This is a genomic window from Paraburkholderia sp. DHOC27, assembly GCF_003429005.1.
In the GTDB taxonomy this organism is placed as follows: Bacteria; Pseudomonadota; Gammaproteobacteria; order Burkholderiales; family Burkholderiaceae; genus Paraburkholderia.
Genome location: NZ_QVQV01000001.1, coordinates 1084806 through 1104598 on the forward strand (window position 1 = coordinate 1084806; position 19793 = coordinate 1104598).

At 61.4% G+C, this 19793-nt stretch carries 18 protein-coding genes; 6 read left to right on the forward strand and 12 right to left on the reverse strand.

What is annotated here, in order from left to right; translation table 11 throughout:
* The first annotated feature begins 409 nt into the window (after positions 1–409).
* Positions 410–1342: a LysR family transcriptional regulator gene (locus tag D0B32_RS04740; RefSeq protein WP_117332495.1), complete on the forward strand. Its 933-nt coding sequence runs from the start codon at positions 410–412 to the stop codon at positions 1340–1342.
* Between the two features lie 60 nt (positions 1343–1402).
* Here the strand turns inward: D0B32_RS04740 and D0B32_RS04745 are convergent, their stop codons facing one another.
* The 4 genes from D0B32_RS04745 to D0B32_RS04760 form a co-directional block, all read right to left on the reverse strand.
* Positions 1403–2197: a type 1 glutamine amidotransferase domain-containing protein gene (locus D0B32_RS04745; protein ID WP_117332496.1), complete on the reverse strand. Its 795-nt coding sequence runs from the start codon at positions 2195–2197 to the stop codon at positions 1403–1405.
* Positions 2198–2309: 112 nt separating this feature from the next.
* Positions 2310–3107, reverse strand: a complete 798-nt coding sequence (locus D0B32_RS04750; protein ID WP_117332497.1) for an SDR family oxidoreductase — start codon at positions 3105–3107, stop codon at positions 2310–2312.
* 134 nt (positions 3108–3241) lie between these two features.
* A complete protein-coding gene (locus tag D0B32_RS04755; RefSeq protein WP_117332498.1) occupies positions 3242–4201 on the reverse strand; it encodes a LysR family transcriptional regulator in 960 nt (319 codons plus the stop codon).
* A 107-nt stretch (positions 4202–4308) separates the two neighbouring features.
* Positions 4309–5220 carry a LysR family transcriptional regulator gene (locus D0B32_RS04760; protein ID WP_117332499.1) on the reverse strand — a complete coding sequence of 304 codons (912 nt, stop codon included), beginning with the start codon at positions 5218–5220 and terminating at the stop codon, positions 4309–4311.
* A 355-nt stretch (positions 5221–5575) separates the two neighbouring features.
* On the opposite strand from D0B32_RS04760, the gene D0B32_RS04765 reads away from it, so the two are divergent.
* Positions 5576–6508, forward strand: coding sequence for a GlxA family transcriptional regulator (locus tag D0B32_RS04765; RefSeq protein ID WP_259294875.1), 933 nt, complete (start codon positions 5576–5578; stop codon positions 6506–6508).
* A gap of 61 nt (positions 6509–6569) precedes the next feature.
* Here the strand turns inward: D0B32_RS04765 and D0B32_RS04770 are convergent, their stop codons facing one another.
* From D0B32_RS04770 to D0B32_RS04785, 4 genes are read right to left on the reverse strand one after another with little or no spacing between them, the layout of a single operon-like run.
* On the reverse strand, positions 6570–6839 hold the full coding sequence (locus tag D0B32_RS04770) for a hypothetical protein (protein WP_147329492.1): 270 nt from the start codon (positions 6837–6839) through the stop codon (positions 6570–6572).
* A 57-nt stretch (positions 6840–6896) separates the two neighbouring features.
* A complete protein-coding gene (locus tag D0B32_RS04775) occupies positions 6897–9221 on the reverse strand; it encodes a xanthine dehydrogenase family protein molybdopterin-binding subunit (RefSeq protein ID WP_117332502.1) in 2325 nt (774 codons plus the stop codon).
* Entirely contained in the window at positions 9218–9685 is a 468-nt protein-coding gene (locus D0B32_RS04780) for a (2Fe-2S)-binding protein (protein WP_117332503.1), read from the reverse strand. Before D0B32_RS04780 ends, D0B32_RS04775 begins: the two co-directional genes overlap by 4 nt.
* Complete coding sequence (locus tag D0B32_RS04785) at positions 9682–11046, reverse strand: cytochrome c (protein ID WP_117332504.1); 1365 nt, start codon at positions 11044–11046, stop codon at positions 9682–9684. The genes D0B32_RS04780 and D0B32_RS04785 overlap by 4 nt, the downstream gene beginning before the upstream one ends.
* Before the next feature lie 522 nt (positions 11047–11568).
* Between D0B32_RS04785 and D0B32_RS04790 the strand changes: the two genes are divergently transcribed.
* From D0B32_RS04790 to D0B32_RS04800, 3 genes are all read left to right on the forward strand, one after another.
* On the forward strand, positions 11569–12942 hold the full coding sequence (locus D0B32_RS04790) for an NAD-dependent succinate-semialdehyde dehydrogenase (RefSeq protein ID WP_117332505.1): 1374 nt from the start codon (positions 11569–11571) through the stop codon (positions 12940–12942).
* Positions 12943–12974: 32 nt separating this feature from the next.
* The gene (locus D0B32_RS33175) at positions 12975–13517 is read left to right on the forward strand and encodes a DUF3331 domain-containing protein (protein WP_404935516.1); all 543 of its coding nucleotides are present in this window, start codon (positions 12975–12977) and stop codon (positions 13515–13517) included.
* A 264-nt stretch (positions 13518–13781) separates the two neighbouring features.
* Entirely contained in the window at positions 13782–14735 is a 954-nt protein-coding gene (locus tag D0B32_RS04800; protein WP_117332506.1) for a GlxA family transcriptional regulator, read from the forward strand.
* 110 nt (positions 14736–14845) lie between these two features.
* On the opposite strand, the gene D0B32_RS04805 is transcribed toward D0B32_RS04800, so the two are convergent.
* Together D0B32_RS04805 and D0B32_RS04810 are read right to left on the reverse strand one after the other, a co-directional pair.
* Complete coding sequence (locus D0B32_RS04805) at positions 14846–15718, reverse strand: type 1 glutamine amidotransferase domain-containing protein (RefSeq protein ID WP_117332507.1); 873 nt, start codon at positions 15716–15718, stop codon at positions 14846–14848.
* A gap of 29 nt (positions 15719–15747) precedes the next feature.
* Complete coding sequence (locus D0B32_RS04810) at positions 15748–16563, reverse strand: SDR family oxidoreductase (RefSeq protein WP_117332508.1); 816 nt, start codon at positions 16561–16563, stop codon at positions 15748–15750.
* Positions 16564–16821: 258 nt separating this feature from the next.
* On the opposite strand from D0B32_RS04810, the gene D0B32_RS04815 reads away from it, so the two are divergent.
* Complete coding sequence (locus tag D0B32_RS04815; protein ID WP_117332509.1) at positions 16822–17769, forward strand: GlxA family transcriptional regulator; 948 nt, start codon at positions 16822–16824, stop codon at positions 17767–17769.
* A 19-nt stretch (positions 17770–17788) separates the two neighbouring features.
* On the opposite strand, the gene D0B32_RS04820 is transcribed toward D0B32_RS04815, so the two are convergent.
* Together D0B32_RS04820 and D0B32_RS04825 are read right to left on the reverse strand one after the other, a co-directional pair.
* Positions 17789–18649, reverse strand: a complete 861-nt coding sequence (locus D0B32_RS04820) for an NAD(P)-dependent oxidoreductase (protein WP_117332510.1) — start codon at positions 18647–18649, stop codon at positions 17789–17791.
* A gap of 274 nt (positions 18650–18923) precedes the next feature.
* On the reverse strand, positions 18924–19775 hold the full coding sequence (locus D0B32_RS04825; protein ID WP_117333460.1) for a LysR substrate-binding domain-containing protein: 852 nt from the start codon (positions 19773–19775) through the stop codon (positions 18924–18926).
* Positions 19776–19793: the final 18 nt, after the last annotated feature.

Sequence of the window (19793 nt, forward strand, 5' to 3'; positions counted from 1 at the left end):
TGGAACTCCGAAAATACAACAGTTAAATCATTGGTCTGAAATACGAATCGCATTCCTAATCAATGCACGTGGGAATGCACTTTCTTGTCGAGCAACTAACCACCCAGGCGGGAGCCCTGATCGAGCTGCTGATGGCAAAGCAACGAGAGCTTCAGCCTCAAAACACGGTCACGTCAGGTGATTCGTTGAGGTGATACTAGTCTTGGCCCGGACGCGTCATCAATGTCGAAGATGCAATGATTTCAGCCACGCCCGTCACAAGCACAGCCGAACATTGGAGGTCGCCATGAATGGCCTGAATCGTTGCATCTTCGACATTGAGGATAGCGGCGCAGGTCCCTACTATTCACGTCACCACGGATAGGCGTTGGCGTGCGCGCTCACACCGCATTTTTATGTCGAGGCAGATATGGACCAGCTTGCATCAATGCGTGCGTTTGTCACGGTCGCAAGAACTCAGAGTTTCACCAAGGCGGCAGAGATTCTCAACGTGTCCAGAGGAGCGCTTTCTCGCGCCATCTCCGATCTGGAGGCACATACCCGTGCGCGGCTTTTGAACCGCACGACACGGCATGTTTCGCTGGTGGAAGCCGCGAGAGACTACTACAACGCCTGCGCGAGGATCATTGATGAGCTGGAGCAGGCGGAGCGACGGCTCACTGACGACAAGATGTCAGAGTGCGGATACGTCCGGGTGGTGGTCCACCCACTGGCGGTGGTTGCCGGCATGTCGACCATGCTTCAAGCGTTTGCTGCAACCGCACCGTGTATCAAGGTTCATGCGACGGTACAGGATGGCCCGCTCAATCTGGTCGATTCCGGTTACGACCTGGCAATTTATCCGCCTGATCGTATAACCAACTCGACGATCGTCAGCCGCCCATTGTTTCATTCGCGCTTTGTACTCGTGGCGAGTCCGAAGTATCTGGAGAGAAACCCATCCGTGTCATCGATATGCGATCTTTCGGCGCACCGGATCGTGGATGGAAGAGAGCAGACCCTGAAAAAAGGCGCGGATATCTCGCTTGAGACGAGTCTGTGTCCAGACTTTTCCTTGCAGGGGTCTCACTTTACCGTGCCAGCCGAGATTGCCAGAGAAATCGCACTAGCAGGAGGCGGAATTGCGTTAGTCCCCGAGGTGGCGGTTCGTCGGGACATCGCGCAGGGAGATCTCAGGGAAATCAGACCTGGCGAATCGGCGTCGCTGGGCGGTGTCGATCTTGCCGTGCAGTACCGGCAATTGAGTTCCACGCCGCGAAGAACGAAAACGTTTATCGACGCGTGCCTGGGATATTTCAGGGCGCTGGATCGCGAGCGTGAGGCTTCGACTGTGTCCGAATGAGCTTTCCAAACGCGCGCCTCAGTGAGTATTCCCCGGCCGTAACCGGGGATAAATGCCGCGTTAGCGCCTGGCGTGTTCGTTCAGCTTTTCGACCAGGGCATCACCAAACGCGGGCGCTGACATCGGCTGCTGGCCGGTAATCAGCTCACGGTCGATCACGACGTTGGGGTGCCAGTTTGCGATGGTCTCGACGCGCGCGCCGGCCTCGGCCAGTGCGTTGACGGGGTAGTACTGCACGTGGCCGCCCAGCCCGCTGGGACCTTCCAGCGCCTGCTCCTCGCCGGTCGCAAAGACAGTCAGGCGATAACCGGTGTAGGGCCAACCCGCGTTGAGCGAGCTTGCCTTGCCGTCGCCGGCGATCATCGAAGCAATGAAGGCGTCGGGATCGGGCAGGGCAGCAAGAAGCACGATCGGCCCATGGCAGACGATACCGGTCGGACGACCGCTGTTATGGAATTGCGTGAGGATTTTTCCGAGGTTCTTGTCCTTCAGCAGATCGGCCATTGGCGCGTGGCCGCCTGGAATGAACAGGCCAACGTAGCCGTCCGTGCCCTCGGCGACCACCGCCGCCAGGGTCTTGGGCCGGTCGAGCAGAGCCAGCCCCTCCGCAAATTTGAGCGCGTCTTCGCGAGCCGCGTCGTCGCCACCAAAGAACATGGCGTTGTTGGAGTTGGCATCCATGACCGGACGGTCGCCTTTGGGGTTGGCGATAACCGGCTCATAACCTGCCTCGACCAGCTTGCGATAAGGCACGACAAACTCGTTCAGGTAGTAGCCTGTCGAGTAGGTCTTGCCGTCCTTCAGATCGAGCGCGTTGGCGCTGGACATCACGACGAGAACTTTACCTTTGGACATGGGAGTCACCTTTCCTTGTACGTGCGCCTGGGCACCGCTGCAATGGCTGAGAGAACCCAGGATTGACTTGCGAAGAAGGACGCCGCCGCCGAGGCGGCGCCTGGACTGTCCGTCACGCGATGTGGTAACGCGGGGCGGGCCTGGCGTTGCGGAACTTTGCTGACATCTCGCGACGATCCTGCTCCCAGCGCGTCCACGCCTCGGTTTCGTGCAGGCCGGGAATGGTCACCAGCTCGCCCGCGTCGAGGCCTGCCAGCGCCGCATCGACGAGATCGTCCGCTCGCATGGTGATCTCGGAGGTCTTTTGCGGCGCGTAACCGGCGACGTCCCAGAACTCCGTGGCGGTCGCGCCAGGCAGAACGGTCTGGACGCGTACGCCTGTGTCGGCCAGGTCTTTCTGCAGCGAATGGCCGAAGCTCAGCACGTAGGATTTCGACGCGCTATAGACGCCGTTCAGGTTCTCCACGGCAATGCCGACTACCGAGGAAATGTTGATGATGGTGCCCTTGCCACGCGCCACGAAACCGGCGGCAACGGCATGGGTCAGGCGGGTCAGGGCGGTGACATTCAGGTCGATCATCGCCTGCATCTTTTCGACGTCGGCCTGCAGGAGGGAGGCGACGGAGCCGACGCCGGCATTGTTGACCAGCATGGTGATGTTCGGGTTGTCGCGCAGGACCGCTTCGACCTTGGCGAGACCCGCCTTGTCGTTCAGGTCGGCGGGCAGCGGGGTGACCTGGACGCCGGTTTCCGCGCGCAGATGTGCGGCGGCCGCGTTCAGCCGCTCTTCATTGCGGGCCACCAGGATCAGATCGTAGCCACGTCGCGCGAGGCGATCGGCGTAAATGGCGCCAATGCCGGTTGACGAACCGGTGATCAGGGCGACGCCCTTTGGAGAGGAGTTGCTCATCGTGTTTCTCCGTATCCGCGGCTCCTGATTGAGCCCGTGAACAGAAGCTACACGTCCAGCCTGAAGTCTCCTATGTCATAAACGTCGAGATTTAGGACATGGGGCGAAAGGCATGCACGACAGCGCCTTTGCGGTCACGCTTCCACGCCGGGAGGCGGGTCGACGTCATCGGAGCGAGCGCTCCAGTCCGCGAGCGGCGGGTCGCGCAGATCCAGCCTGAGCACGCTAATGAGCGCGCGCAACGCCGGGGTAATCTGGCGGCTCGGATAGTAGAGGTGCAACCCGGTATGAGGCGTGGAAAAATCGTCGAGTACCTGGACGAGTTGCCCGTCTCGTAGATACGGAAGCGCTTGAGGCTCGAGCAGATAACCGAGGCCTGCGCCGCCGAGGATCATGTCCATCGCGAGTTCGCCATCGTCGAGCACGAGTTGCCCGGCCGTACGGGGCCGAACTTCTTTCCCGTCACGCTCGAATTTCCACGGCAGATATCCCCCGGTGGATTTGAAGCGGTAGTTGATGCAGTTGTGGTCTTCGAGGTCGGCCGGGGTTTGCGGGCGCGGATAGCGCTCGAAATAGCCCGGCGCCGCGACCACGATCATGCGTGCGTCCGGGCTTACGCGGACTGCGATCATGTCCTGAGCGACCGAGTTTCCCCATCGAATCCCGGCGTCGAAGCCGTCGCGGACGAGATCGGTCAAGCGCGTGTCAATGTCGACCTCGACCGAAACCCGCGGATTGTCGCGTAGAAATTTGGGTAAGACCGGCCCTAACACGGTGTAGGCGGCGAACTGGAAGGTGGTGATGCGTAAGGAGCCGGACGGGTCGCCGCGCCAGTCGCTCAAGGCCTCGATGCCAGTTTTGACTTCTCTCAACGCGGGCTCGAGCGAGCGCAGCAACCGTTCGCCGGCCGGCGTTGGCGCGACGCTGCGCGTCGTGCGCGCCAGTAACTGCACGCCGAGGCGCACTTCCAGCCCTCTGATGGCATGGCTCAGCGCGGAAGGGGACAGGCCAAGGTCTGCTGCCGCGCGCGTGAAGCTGCGCGCCCGGGCGATGGTTGCGAAAGCCACCAGATCATCGAGTTCACCGCGTTTCATTGCCGAACCTCCGTCATGCGTCCTGGTGGCCGCCGCGCATTCCTCCGCTTAATACATGCCTCGCGTCGATTGACGTTCAATATATCGCAAGACCATGTCAGCGCCGCTCAGGTTCCTGGCGGCACTGACGGCTTCCACCTCAGCACCTCGATGAGCGCGCGCAAGGCAGGCGAGACGTGCCGGCTGGGATAGTAGAGATGCAGTCCATTGAACGGCACGCTCCACTCATCGAGGACGTGCACGAGTCGACCCGCCGCGATGTGCGGCATGGCCTCTTCTTCGAGCACCATCCCTAATCCTGCGCCCGACAGGATCAAGGTGATGGCGAGATCCGGGGCATCCGCGATGATGAGTTGACCCTGTGTCCGGGTGCGAAATTCTTTACCGTCACGCTGAAGCGTCCACGGGAACGTTCCGCCTGCGCTGACATTGCGGTAGTTGACGCAGTTGTGATGTTCCAGATCTGCGGGCGATTGCGGGCGCGGGTGCCGCTCCAGATAGGCCGGCGCCGCAACCACGATGAGGCGCGTGCTGGGGCCGATGCGCACGGCCACCATGTCCTGGTCGACCTTCTCGCCCCAGCGGATTCCTGCATCGAAGCCGTCGCGAACCAGATCCGCCAGCCGGCTTTCCACGCAGATCTCCACCGTGATCTTTGGATGATCGAGAAGAAACTGCGGCAACACAGGCGCCAGCAAGTAGCGGGCGCCGAACTGGGCCGTCGTGATCCGGATGGTGCCGGAGGGGGCGCCGCGCCATTCGCTCATCGCGCCAATGCCGGCCTCGACTTCTTCCACCGCGGATTCGACCGAGCGCAGCAACCGTTCACCCGCAGGCGTGGGGGCGACGCTTCGCGTCGTGCGTGCCAGCAGGCGCACGCCCAGGCGCAACTCGAGCCCTCGCATGGTGTGGCTCAGGGCAGAAGGAGAGACGTTGAGTTCAGCCGCAGCACGCGTAAAGCTGCGCGTTCGGGCGATGGTCGCGAATGCCCAAAGGTCATCCAGTTGGCCTCGTTTCATTACTGAGCCTCGCTCATAGGCCCTTGCGGCCTGGAGATTATATTTTCCTGCAAGGTGTCGAGCTAAATTACGCCAACAGCTCACGCGTGAACACGACACACCCGCGAAATCGTGACTGGTCCGGTTTGAGCCTGGTTACCCCACCAGAGTTCTCCGAACCTGACGCATGACCGCTGATTGATCCGGGCAGGACTGCTACATGAAACGTTCCGGCGCCCGGGTCCCCTGCGCAACGATGTCCTGATTCATTGCCAGGCAAAGAAAAACGTCGATCCAGAACCTGCTATCGCTGTAGACCTTTAAAGGGAGCACGGCTGTGCGTGACGTTGCGTTTGTGATGTACCCAGAGTTTTCGATGATGGCGATGACGATCGTCATGGCGTTCGAAGTCGCCAATTCGGTGGCAGGAGCGTCATCTTACGCACTCCATTTCGTTTCAGAGACCGGCGGAAAAATCAGAACCTCCTGCGGCATGATGATGGAGAGCAGTCCGTTCACGGAGACACCGTTTCACACGCTCTTCGTGGGCGGCGCGGCCACCCCGATGGCATCGACGCGTGGGCTGATCGACTACCTGAGGGACGCGCTGCGGCGCCATCGCCGCATTGCTGCGATCTCCACTGGTGCCTTCGCGTTGGCCGAAGCAGGGCTGCTGGACGGTCGCAACGCGACCACTCACTGGATGCACGCGTCGCTGCTGCAGGCGCAGCACCCGGCGGTGAAGATGGTTCACGACCGCATCTTCACGAACGACGGTCCGATCTGGACGACGGCCGGCGGAGCTGCCGGATTCGACCTCAGCCTGACGATGATCGAGCACGACCTCGGCGCAGACGTCGCGAAGGCCGTGGCGCGCGAACTGGTTATCTATCATCGCCGCACGGGCGGCCAGTCGCAGCGATCCATCCTCCTCGAGCTTGCACCGAAAACCGATCGCATTCAGGCCGCGCTCACCTATGCGCGGGACAATCTGCACAGACCGTTGACCGTGCCGGAACTGGCCGAGGTCGCGCATCTGAGCCCACGTCAGTTCAGCCGGGCCTTCCAGGCGGAGACGGGGCAGTCGCCGGCCAAGGCGGTCGAGACCTTGCGGGTGGAGGGCGCACGCAATCTGATGGAACAGAGCCGTCACCCGGTCGAGGTGGTGGCGCGCCAAAGCGGTTTCAGCGATCGCGACCATATGCGCCGGGCTTTCATGCGTGCGTTCGGGCAGCCGCCGCACGCGTTCCGGCGCATGGCGCTGCTGGAGACGCATGCTTTCGGCGAAGCGTCGGCGGCGATGCCTTGAGCTTCGTACGCCGATTTGTGCAAACGGGCATTCAACGCGTCGATGGCTTGAAACATGGCATCTACGTGATTGAGGAAGTCGCCTCCCCTTGACGACCGATGAGACTGTCGACGACGCGGTGAGCCGCTTCGATCTGGTCGGTGATGGGCGTCGCAGCGTCGAGCGCGTGCAGCACCGAACCGCCGAGATTTTTCGCCGCGAGCGCAAGTGCGGGCGGCGTGGCGACCGTGGGATTGATGAAGAGCGTCGTTTCGATTCTTCCATCGTCAATGTGCCTCAAGACGAGGAGAATTTCGAAACTGCGATAAACATCGCGTACGGGTTCTTGCACTTCTGTCAAAGCCTCTCAACGAGATCGTTTGCTTGGATGAGATCGGGCGAATCTCAGTCACACACCCTTGGCTTGCTGTTGGTCGAGCATGGCCTTGACCGCTTCGGCCCGAATCGGCAAATGGCGCATACGTACACCGACTGCCGCGAAAATCGCATTGCCTATGGCGGGGGCAACGACCGTGGTGGGCGGTTCTCCCAAACCAACGGGAACCTCGTTGCTGTCCACGAAAGCGATATCCATGTCGGGGACGTCACCCATACGCAGCGGCGTATAGCTGGTGAGGTTGAGGTCCTTCACGTTGCCGTTCTCGAACTCCGTGCCCTCGTAGAGGGCCATGCTCAAGCCCCAAAGCGTGCCGCCCTGCGCCTGGGCGAGAGCACCATCGGGGTCGATGATCACGCCTGCGTCGATTTCCACCCACAGTTTCTGCACGGAAACGATGCCGGTGGCCCGATCGACCTTGACCTGTGCAACGCATGCACACCAGGTCGGCATGCTGCGCTCCTGGCCGAAAGAACTGCCGAGACCAAGGCCAGTGTCCGGGGGAAGGGCACGCCCCCAGCCTGCTCGTGCAGCCACCCGGCGCACGACATTCGCCTGTCGTAAAGCGCCGCCCACGGCATTGGGCGCCGCGCCGGCATTCCGTCCGGCAGCATTGAGATGCGCCAGGCGGAGCGCCACGGGATCCACGCCCTGCTTATGCGCGACCTCGTCCATGAACGATTCCAGCGCCCAGTTCGTCCACCCAGGTGATACCGCGCGCAGCCAGCCAGGCCGGAAGCTTTTCTGCGCCAGATCGTTGTTCACGGCGCGCACTCTCAGTGGCCCGACGTCGTACCAGTGATCCGCGCCGGAGATCGAGAATGGATCATACGAGGCACCGTTCGTGCCTTTCTTCATGTTTCCGGGGAACACCGTCAAACTCGGCCACCCGGCCACCGCGACGTGTTCCATCGCGGCGATTTTCCCGCTCGCGTCCCAGCCCATCTTCAAGCGCTGCAACGTGGGTGAACGCAAGGAGTCGAGCCGGGTGTCGTCTTCGCGGGTCAACACCATCTTCACGGGCTGCTTCAACATCTGCGCGGTCAACGCTGCGGGCACCGCGTAGTCGCCGTTGAGACGGCGGCCGAATCCACCACCAATCAGGTACGTGCGCATGACGATGCGTTCGCGTGGAACCTGCAGCGCCTTCGCGAGGACCGGAAGGATGAAGTCCTGCGCCTGATTGCCCGTGTGAATTTCGAAGATACCGTTCTTCTCGAACGCAACCGCATTGACGGGTTCGAGTTGAAAGTGCAGCACACCGGCCGTTGTGTAGGTTTGCTCGAGCGTGCCTTTGGCGCCCGCGAGCCCGTGGTCGACATCGCCGCCGCCCGTGTCGAGCAGCGCACCCTGACTGCTATCGGCAATCAGAGCCGTAGCGTGATCGAACAGGTCCTTTTCGGAGACCGTCGATGTCTCGCCGCTTTGCCATTGCACCTTCACGAGTTCGGTGGCCCGCACGGCGGCGTAATAGCTCTGCGCGATCACCATGACCCAGCCGGGTACGGTGCCGGACGGATCGTCGAGCACCAGGCTTTGCTTATACCCCTTGATTTGCCGGGCCGCCGTGTCGTCGACGGAAATCACCTTGGAGCCGTATCGGGTGGGCGGCATCTTCGGACGCGCGTACAGCATATCGGCCACGTCGACGTCGATGCCATACACAGCCGTGCCGTTGATCTTCAGCGGAACATCGAGCGCTGTGGTCGGATTGCCGATCAGTCTGCGTGTTCCCGCTGATTTGATGGGGAGCGCCTTCAATTGCTCGTCGGAAAAGCGGCGCGCAACATTGCCGCGCTGAACAATCTCGCCATACCCAATGGACCGACTGCCCGCCTGAACCCTGCTGGCTCGCGCAGTGCACGCGGATGGCGATACGCCCAGCAGCTTTGCGCCTTCCTCGATGAGCGTGATGCGGCCTGCCGCACCCGCGCGGCTGAAGGTCGGATAGAGCGCCCAGACCGAGGTACTCGCACCCGTCACCATGAAGCCCCACTTGGGATCGGTGTCCACGCCGACCACCCGGACCGAGTTCCAGTCGGCTTCCAGTTCATCGGCCAGTATTCTCGCGACGGCTGTGCCAATGTGCTGGCCCATCTCCGCCTTTGGCACGTTCACCGTGACGATGCCCTGATGGTCGATCGAAAACCAGACCGTCGGCTCGAACATGGGCCCGGCAGACCCGGCAGCGTCCGACGGCGCGGCTCCGAGCACGGCGGCCGCCTGGGCGATCTGCGGAAATCCGAACAGGGCGCCCGTCGCAGCCGCGGCGATCAAAAAGGATCGTCGCGACAGATCGATCGTAGCGTCGTCGCTCTCGACACGGACCCGGCTCATCCCTTGTTCTCCGACATGTCACGGGCGGCGCGTTTGATCGCGTCACGGATGCGTGAATACGTCATGCAACGGCAGAGGTTGCCGGTCATCACCGCGTCGATGTCCGCGTCGGTGGGTTGCGGGAAATCCTTGAGCATGGCCGCGACCTGCATGATCTGCCCTGACTGGCAATAACCGCACTGTGGAACCTGTAAATCCAGCCATGCCCGTTGCACCGGATGTTGCCCCTTCGGGTCCAGTCCTTCGATGGTCGTGATATCCGCGCCATCGACGGCACTGAGCGGCGTAATGCAGGAACGGGTAGGGCGTCCGCCGACGTGGACGGTGCATGCACCGCACATGCCGATTCCGCAGCCGAACTTCGTGCCTTTGAGACCCACCGTATCGCGGACGATCCATAGAAGCGGTGTGTGTTGATCTTCTTCGACCGTCACCTGTTTACCGTTGATGCGGAATTCGGTCATGGTTTGGCTCCCTGTTCCTCGGCGCGTATCTGCGCAACCTGTTTTGCCAGATCGGGCCACGGTGCCTTGTCGGTACGCGTGGCGCGCAAATACGAAGCAACCAGCGCCACATCCTCGTTGGTCATGCCGCGTGCAAAGCCTGGCATGACGATCCCCGGCGCTCCATCTTTCGCACTGATCCCATCGAGAATGACGTGGATCAGATTCCTTGGATCATCGAGAAATATGGCGGTGTTGAGGCCCAGATCAGGCCGTTCGGGATTCACGTCCGGGGCACGGTTGTAGTGACATGACGCACAGGCCGAAACGAACAGGCGACCACCTGCTTCACGTATCCGCGTGTGGTCCTGAGCGTCGGACTTCAACGCGGTCGCGACGACTGGATTGACCTCGGCGGTTCTGGAGTCGCCCGAGGACAGGGACTCGATATAGGCGACCAATGCGCGTTGATCTTCGGGTGGCACGTCGGCCAGTTCACGAGACACGGTTGCCATGGGTCCCGCAGCCGTACCGTGATATTTGCTGATGCCAGTGGTCAGATAGCGTTGCAGTTCGTCGGTCGTCCACGGCATGGGCGAAGGATTCGCCGCGGTCAGTGCGGGCGCAAACCATCCATCGACGACAGCGCCCTGGTAGAGCCGGTTCTTTAGCTCTTCACCCAGCGGTCCGCGCGGGGTATGACACGCTGAACAGTGGCTCAAGCCCTCTGCCACGTACGCGCCGCGATTCCACAGTGGCGATTCCTGGGTGTCCGGAACAAAACGTCCCGCACGGAAAAAGAGCAGCTTCCAGCCGGCCTGAAGCGAACGTATGCCGAAGGGAAAGATCATTTCATTCGGATGGTCGCGCTGGCTTACCGGCGTCCTGGTCATCATGTAAGCGTACAGCGCGTGAATGTCCGAATCCGAGAGCTTGGTGAAGTGATCGTACGGGAACGCGGGGAACAGATGCGATCCATCGCGCGCCACGCCCTCGTGCATGGCGCGGCGGAAAGCCTCTTCTGTCCATGCTCCGATGCCAGTCTCGCGATCGGGCGAAATGTTGGTCGAGTAGATGGTCCCGAAGCCGGACTTCATCGCATAGCCGCCGGCGAATGGCTTGCCGCCCGCCACGCTATGGCAGCTTGCGCAGAAGCCCGATGCGGCGAGGCGCGCGCCCTGTTCGATCAGCACAGGAGAAAAGCTCGCTGCAGTGGGCGTCGGTCCCTCTGCAATCGAGGGACGCCATGCGAACGCGGCAAAGCCAACCACTCCAACGACGACCAGGATCGCGAAGTAGACCGCGAATCGTATGAAACGACCTTGGGGGCGCGGCGATGACGCGGCGCTTTCTTTGGGGGGAACTTCGCCTTGACTCGTCATTGCCTGCTCACTGAAAGTTCGCCTTCTTCGTTACCGAAATCCGTTCAGCCGTGGTACGTGTTCGATCGTTTTGCCGGGATAGGGTGGGAGTGAACCGGTCAGTGAATCGGGTAGGAGAAATGATAGGTGGGGAGCGGAACTGGCTGCAATGTCATATCCACGATGTTTTCGGACAGGCGACGCCCTTTTGCAGCGATGCGACGAGCGTCGTGAAGCGTGGCTTTAATCGCAGTTTATTTGACATATGAGACGCCGCCAGCAAGGGCTACCTTTAACGGGCGGACGGATCAGGTGAGGTCTGCCACCCGGTTTTCGTCTCGTGCGACCCGCTTGCGGTCGCGCTGCAAAAGTTTGGGTCAACGGTTCGAGAGTGGTGTCTAGCGCGCGGCCGCAGGCCGCAGAAAGAAACACTGCTAGCGACGCGCGACCCTGTCTGCAGATCACGACGACCAACACGCCAGCGCCTGTCTACCGCTGACAAACGCCGGATGTTGTCTGCACTTCTTCTTGAAGGAAGCCGTCATGGCCTATCAAACGATCAATCCGACCACCAACAAACTGATCAAGACCTATCCCAATCACACCGAGGCCGATATCGAGGCGGCGCTGAGCGCAGCCCACGCCCTGTACAAGTCGAGTTGGGCACAGGGTCCTATCCAGCCGCGCCTGCAGGTGCTCGAACGCCTCGCCGACCTCATCGACGCCCGTGCCGCGGAACTGGCCCGCATCTGCGTCGAGGAGATGGGCAAGCTGATTTCCGACGCCCGCGACGAGGTGTGGATCATCGCCGAGATCGCGCGTTACTACGCCCGCGAAGCCGAGGGCTTCCTGGCGCCGATCAAGATCGAATCGGCGCTCGGCGAAGCGTGGATCCAGCATCATCCGCTCGGCGTGATGATGGTGGTCGAGCCGTGGAATTTCCCCTACTACCAGTTGATGCGGGTCTTCGCTCCGAACTTCGCAGCGGGCAATCCGGTGGTCTCGAAGCACGCCAGCATCGTCCCGCACTGCGCCACCGTGTTCGAAGAACTGGTGAACGAGGCGGGCGCGCCGAAGGGCGCCTGGGCCAATCTGTTCATCACCTCGAACCAGGTCGCCGGCATCATCGCGGACGACCGCATCGTAGGCGCGGCCATGACCGGCTCCGAAGGCGCGGGCGCCGCCATTGCCACTCAGGCTGCCAAACACCTGAAAAAATCGACCCTTGAGATGGGCGGCAACGATGTCTTCGTCGTTCTCGAAGACGCCGATCTGGACAAGGCCATCGAAGCCGGCGTGTTCTCGCGGCTGCACATCACTGGGCAGGAGTGCATCTGCGCCAAGCGCTTCGTGCTTCACGAGAAGATCGCCGAGGAATTTCTCGAGCGCTTTACCACGGCGATGGCGGCGGCAAAGATTGGCGATCCAATGGAAGAGGACACCAAACTGGGGCCGCTTTCCTCGGCTGATGCCAGCGCGGGCCTTGCGAGCCAGGTGCAGCGCGCGGTCGACGCCGGCGCCACGCTGCACCTCGGCGGCAAGCCGATTGACCGTCCGGGCAATTTCTTCGAGCCCACTATCCTGACCAACGTGACACGCGACAATCCCGCTTATTTCGAGGAGTTTTTCGGGCCGGTCGCGCAGATCTACGTGGTCAGCAATGACGACGAGATTGTCGAGCTGGCCAACGACTCGCGCTTCGGTCTTGCTGGTGCAGTGTTTTCGAAAGACATCGAGCGTGCGCGCGCGCTCGCCTCGCGCATTGAGACGGGCGCCATCTGGATCAATACATTCGCGTCGACGGCGCCCGAGCTGCCGTTTGGCGGCGTCAAGCGCTCAGGCTACGGCCGCGAGTTGTCCCAACTCGGCATCAAGGAGTTCGTGAACCAGAAGCTCGTGCTGGTTGCCGCGTCGTAGAGCGGGTCAATCAGGTAGATCGGGCCGCTCTCGTGAGCGATGGCAGGATCTCACTTGCGAGAGCGATACCTGTAAATGGCGCCCGCGTGGTGCGCGGGCGGCAACAAACTTCGGCGTTTGTTTTTCTCTTTAGGGAGCATGGAATCGTGCAATTTGGCGACGACAAATCCAGTCTCTGGGTGCACGTTCTGGATGCACTTGGAGACGCTTCCCGTGGCACCGGGTCTTCGCGCCACGCTGCCCCAAAGTCAGCGCGCCATGCGTTGCTCGCCAATCCCTATCGCCGCCCTCTGCACGCGCAGATTACGTCCTTCTTCTCACGCTGCGTGACCATCAACGTACTGGAATGCTCGGATCGTATCGCCATGATCGAGTGGATCGATCCCACCGGCGGCCACTACGCGGAGCAACGGTGGCAACGCTCCATCACGCGGCGCAGCGGCATTTGCGCGCTTTCCGGCGACGCGATTGTGCGCGGCGATTGTGTGTTCCGGCCCACACGCAGAGTGCCCGCGCCAATGAATTCTCACGCGATGATCCTCGCTCGAGCGCTGCCCATCCGTAACAGCGTTTAGGCGGTTGTTGCGAACCATCATTGGTATTCGTCGCTGCCTCCAATGGCCGATTTCCTTGCATCTATGTCATTGGCCTCGTTCGCCGACCTGGCCAGAATCTTCTGAAAGCACGCTTGCTCAGCACATCAAAGGGTCTTTCCACCTCTGAATGTGAGGCTCGCCGCTTTCGCCCTTTCGTTTCTCGATCCCGCCTGTGATTGAAGGATAGCGGACGATTGATCGTCTGCTTGCGGCGACGCGTGCTGTCTCTTCGGTTCATTGACTATGACGCACACTATCAAGCTCGTCGTGTATGCGGATTTCCAGGCGCTGGCGCTTGCTGTCGGGACTGTGTTCGAGTACGCCAACCTGGCGCACGGCGAGCAGTCGTACGATTTTCATGTCGTCTCCGAATCGGGTGGTGCCGTCATGTCCTCCGAAGGCATTTCGGTCAACACCGGGCGCCTTCAAGACGAGCCTTGCGACACGCTGATCGTCGCCGGCGACAACCAATATCAATTACCGCCGGAGAGCCTGCTGACTTACATTCGCCGTGCGCCGGCGCACTGCCGGCGGATAGCCTCCGTGGGCACCGGTGCGTTTGTTCTGGCAGAAGCGAAACTCCTCGACGGCAAGCACGCGACGACCCACTGGTCCTCCGCTGTCAGCTTCAAGAGACGCTACCCCAATGTCTTGCTGGATGAAGATTGCCTCGTGGCGGTGGACGGTCAGATCTGGACGTCTGCAGGTATGACCGCCGGGGTCGATCTCGCCCTGGCGATGGTCGAGGAAGACCTGGGGGCGCAGACCGCGCGCAAGGTTGCTCGTCAGCTCGTGCGGCATCAACGTCGCAGTGGCGGCCAGGCGCAGTTTTCCGCGCTTCTGGAGCCGGGCGTGAATTCCGCACTGGTGGAGAAGGTCCTCGCTTACGCGAAGGCGCATCTGCGCGACGATCTTTCGGTTGGGGTTCTGGCCGAGGTGGCCCAGCTCAGCCCGCGCCAGTTCAGCCGGGTATTTTCCCGAGAGACCGGTCAATCGCCCGGCAAGGCAGTCGAGCGTCTGCGTGTGGAAGCAGCGCGGCTGATGATGGAAACGAGCCGCCGTCCCATCGAAGTGATTGCGCGCGAGACCGGCTTTGGCGATCGCGAGCGCATGAGGCAGGCATTCATACGCGCGTTCGGTCAACCGCCGCAAGCCATCCAACGTGTTTCGGCGAACGCACCCCTGAGCACTGATTGAGCGAATCCTGGCTGAACTGCCTCAAAGAAATCACTTGCTGCTGCGCAAAGAAAATCGGCCAGGGGCGAAACCCCTGGCCGATCGAGTCATATACAAACAGCAGGAACAGATCAGTGGCTATGCGCGTTCAGTTGCTTGACCAGCACGTCGCCAAACTCCGGAGCCGACATCGGCTGTTGACCCGTAATCAGTTCGCGGTCGACCACGACGTTGCTGTGCCAGTTCGCCACGCTTTCGACATGGGCGCCGGCTTCAGCCAGTGCGTTCACCGGATAGAACTGCACGTAGCCGCCCAGACCTGCAGGACCTTCGAGTTGCTCTTCTTCACCCGTGGAGAAGACCGTCAGGTGATAACCCGCATACGGCCAGCCAGCTGCCAGTGAGTTGGCCTTGCCGTCGTTGGCGATCATCGACGAGATGAAGGCGTCCGGATTCGACAGCGTCGACAGCAGCACGATCGGGCCGTGGCAGATGATGCCGGTGGGGCGACCGGTTTCATGGAAGCTGACGAGGATCTTGCCGAGGTTGGGGTCTTTCAGCAGATCGACCATCGGTGCATGGCCGCCCGGAATGAACAGGCCCACATAGCCGCTGGTGCCACCGGCGACGACCGATGCCAGGGTCTTCGGATGCTTCAGTTGCTCGATGCCTTGTGCGTACTTCAGCGCATCGGCACGCGCAGCGTCATCGCCACCGAAGAACATCTTGTTGTTCGAATTGGCATCCATGACCGGCATGTCGCCCTTCGGGTTGGCGATGACGGGCTCGTAACCTGCTTCGATCAGCTTGCGGTAGGGAACGACAAACTCGTTCAGATAGTAGCCTGTCGAGTAGGTCTTGCCGTCCTTCAGATCGAGTTGATGAGCGCTCGACATGACGACCAGCACCTTGCCACGCGACGGTGCAGCCGACGCGGAAAGCGGAACTGCGAACGTGGCGGCCAGCGCGAGAGCAGTGGCGGCGATTTTCGTGAAAATGCTCATGATGGTTCTCTTCAGGAATAGGTTAGGAATCAGGCCTTGCTCGCCGTCAGGGCGTAGCGCGGGGCGGCCTTGGCATTGGCGAACTTCGGCGCGAGGGTACGGCGCGTGGCTTCCCAGCTCGTCCAGTGGTTGTCGTCGTGCAGCGTCGGAATCGTGACCAGTTCGCCTTGATCCAGGCCGGCCAGTGCCGCGTCGACCAGATCAGCGGCCGTCATCGTGCTGGCCGCTTCTTTCTGCTTGGCGTAGCCCGCGACGTCCCAGAACTCGGTGGCCGTTGCCGCCGGCAACACCGTCTGAATGCGCACGCCCTTGTCGGCGAGGTCGCGCTGGAGCGTGTGACCGAAGCTCAGGACATACGATTTCGAGGCGCTGTAGACGCCGTTCAGCAGTTCAACGGCGATGCCGACTACCGAGCTGATGTTGATGATGGTGCCCGCGCCCTTGCTCGCGAACACCGGCGCGACCGCGTAGGTCAGGCGGGTGAGCGCGGTAATGTTCAGGCCAATCATCGCGTCCATTTCGTCGACGTTGTCGGCAAGCACCGAGGCCACCGAGCCAACGCCCGCGTTGTTCACCAGCATGGTGATGCTCGCGTCGTCGCGCAGTACGCTTTCGACCTTGGAAAGTGCGGCACGGTCGTTGAGGTCGGCGGCGATGGTGCGTACCGAACGGCCCGATTCCGTGCTCAGGCGGGTAGCCAGCGCGTTGAGGCGATCAGCGTTGCGGGCCACGAGGATGAGGTCGTAGCCACGCTTGGCCAGGCGGTCGGCGTAGATGGCGCCGATGCCGGTGGATGCGCCAGTGATCAGCGCGGTTCCCTTCGTGGAAGGAGTAGAGGTTGTCATGGTCAGTTCTCGTCGGAAAGAGTGCCCGACGGGGTGTCGGGGTTGACGGAATTCTGCCAATGGCGTCCTTCATCCTCAATGACGAAGATGCAATGATTTATGCCATGCGGTGCGCGGCACAAAGGTGCGCGAAGCCCACTGAAGAGCCGCTTTTCGTTACCGGATGGGCGGGGGTGTGAAGGCGGAGTCTGGACTTGTGCTGCTGCGTCCGCTTTGCGATATATTCAGCTTATCGTGACAACATTATCCGGAGCGGTCATGCACACGGTCGGGCTTCTGGTCTATCCCAACTTTCAATCTCTCGGGCTTGCAGTGGCAAGCGTCTTTGAGTACGCGAATATCATGCGCGGCGAGAAGGTTTATTCATTCTCTCTGGTTTCCGAAGAGGGCGGCCCTGTGATGACGTCGCAAGGTTTTTCCGTCAACACGGATCCGCTGCGGGACTCGACTTACGACACGCTCATCGTGGCCGGAGACAATGAGTGCCGTCTGCCTGCAGCCAGCTTGCTGGAGTTCGTGCGCGACGCGCCGAACCATAGCAGACGCGTTGCATCCATTTGCACCGGCGCGTTTGTCCTCGCTGCGGCGGGGCTGCTCGAAGGAAAGCGCGCAACGACGCACTGGTTCCATGCCGCAGACTTCAAGAAGCAGTACCCGAACGCGCGCCTCGACGAAGACCGGATCTTTGTCGTGGACGGCCAGATCTGGACTTCGGCCGGTATGACCGCGGGAGTCGATCTCGCGCTCGCGATCGTCGAAAAGGATTTTGGCCTGGAGACGGCCCGTGCGGTTGCGCGCAAGCTGGTCCTGCATCAGCGGCGTGGCGGTGGTCAGTCGCAGTTTTCCACGTTGCTGGAGCTGAACGCAAAATCGGACCGCGTGCAGATGGCCCTGACCTATGCCGCAGAAAATCTTGCCAGCGATCTTTCGGTCGAATCGCTGGCCGAGGTCGCGAGACTAAGCCCACGTCAATTTAGCCGGGTGTTTCGTGAGGAGACCGGCGAATCGCCCGCGAAGGCGATCGAGCATCTGCGGGTCGAGGCCGCGAGATTGATGATGGAAACGACGCTGCATCCCATCGAGGTCATCGCGCGCGAAACTGGCTTTGGTGACCGCGAACGGATGCGCCAGGCGTTCCTTCGCGCCTTCGGACAACCGCCCCAGGCCATGCAGCGCGCCTCGGGGGGAGTGACGACAGCGGTGTGAAGTCGCGATCTGGTGAAGATCAGGTGAAGAGTTTGACCACGGCTGTCATGTTCTCCTGACTATATCCACGCTCCATTGCCGTGCGGAATACGCTTCGTGCGGCCGCTATGGTCGGCGCGGAAGATTCAGATGAAGCCGTCTGCACGGTATAGCCGAAATCCTTTTCGATCAATTCGACAGGGAATTGCGGTGCGAAATTTTCGCTTAGCATCAGCGCGGTGAGACGCCCGGCCGCTGCGCTCCATACGGGTGTCGTGGCAACCACTTCAAGTACGCGCGCGACGTCGGCATTCGAACGCTTTAGCATGCCGATCAATTCCGCGAGCACAGTGACCTGAGTGCCAAGCAGCGTATTCGTGGCGAGCTTGGCCAATGCACCGGACCCGAGCGGACCCACGTGATGGATCGCTGAACCCATCGTCTTCAACACCGCCTCCGTGCGCCCGAAAGTATCGGCGTCACCTCCGACAAGATAGGTGAGCTGCGCGGCTTCGGCCTGCGGCGTACTACCCGCCACCGGCGCTTCGAGCAACGAAATGGAGCGCTTCGCCATATGCTGTCCCAGCTCGCGAATCCATTCGGCGGTCAGTGTGGAGCTGTCGACCGCTATGGTATCTGCGGACATGCCTGCCAGCGCGCCCGTATCCGGGTCGAGCCAGACGTGTCGCGAGGCGTCGTTGTCACGCACCATCGCTATGACGAAGTCGGCATCGGCAGCGGCTTCTTTGGGCGTCGGGGCGGAACGCGCACCTGCGTCGACCAGTGCTTGAACTGCCTGAGGGCTGCGGTTCCACACCGTTACCTGGTGGCCCGCTTTGATGAGATTGGCGGCCATGCGCGATCCCATCGCGCCCAGGCCTAACATCGAGATCTTTGCCATGAAGCTGTTCCTCCTTAAGGGGAGATTGGCCACGTTTGCCAGACGAGCAGGTATTTCGGCATGCTTATAAAAGCCGTGTATGCATCAAGGTGCGTACCGGATGCATGGCCGTACGCGGCCGAAGAGAATGAAGTATGGGCAGACTTTGCACTGTGCGACTGGATCGCACGTTCCCAAGGTGAGGATGTTGCCTCGCTGCTTTACCATTCGCAATGACATAGATGCGATGATTCAGGTCACGAAGTTAGCTGAGCACGACAACGTCTGCCCCTCGCTACGATTTCTGGCCAAACGTCCGTGCGATCGCATTGCCCAGTTCGTCGACAACATGCGCTGACGGGCCGGCCGCAGCCGAAATCGTGAATTCGACGTCGGGCAGTGCAGGCAGGCCGGCATCCGGCGAGACCACACGCAAGCCCGGCACGACATGCGATTGCGCGATCGGTGTCACTGCAAAGCCCGCCTGCGCAGCAGCGCAAAGGCTGGTCGCATTGGATCCGACCAACACGATGCGGTAATCGCGGCCGGCGCGGGCAAGCTCGGCCAGTGCAGCTTCACGATATGGGCACGGCTCCGGCAACACCGCCAGCGGAACCGGCATGCCGGGCGTGAGCGATGCCCATTCAGGGCCGACCCATACGAGCGGCTCTCGCCAAAGGAAACGCCCGGCGCTGGCATCGTAGCAGCGTCCACAAACCACCACATCGAGTTCGCGCTGATCCTGCGCGTGCAGCAATTCGGCCGTGATACCCACGCGGGCACTAAACTCGATACGAGGATAGCGCTCGCTGAAGTTTTGTATGACGTTCATGAGCCTGACGTCGGCGAGGTCCTGTGAGAGCCCGATACGGATCGCGCCCTCGCTCGGCGCACGCGCAAGCACCGCCCGTGCATCATGATTGAGTTTGAGAATGGCGCGCGCGTAGCCCAACAGCAACTCACCGTCCGCGGTGAGCGTCACCGAGCGCGTGGTGCGCGCGAGCAGTTCGCGGCCCATCTGCTTCTCCAGACGCCGTACATGCGCGCTCACTGCGGACTGCGTCAGGTTGAGGCGGGCCGCGGCGGCCGTGAATCCCCCTTCCGCGACGACCGCCACGAAAGAGCGCAACAAAACGGTGTCGAACATCGAACGTTCCTCGTTCAA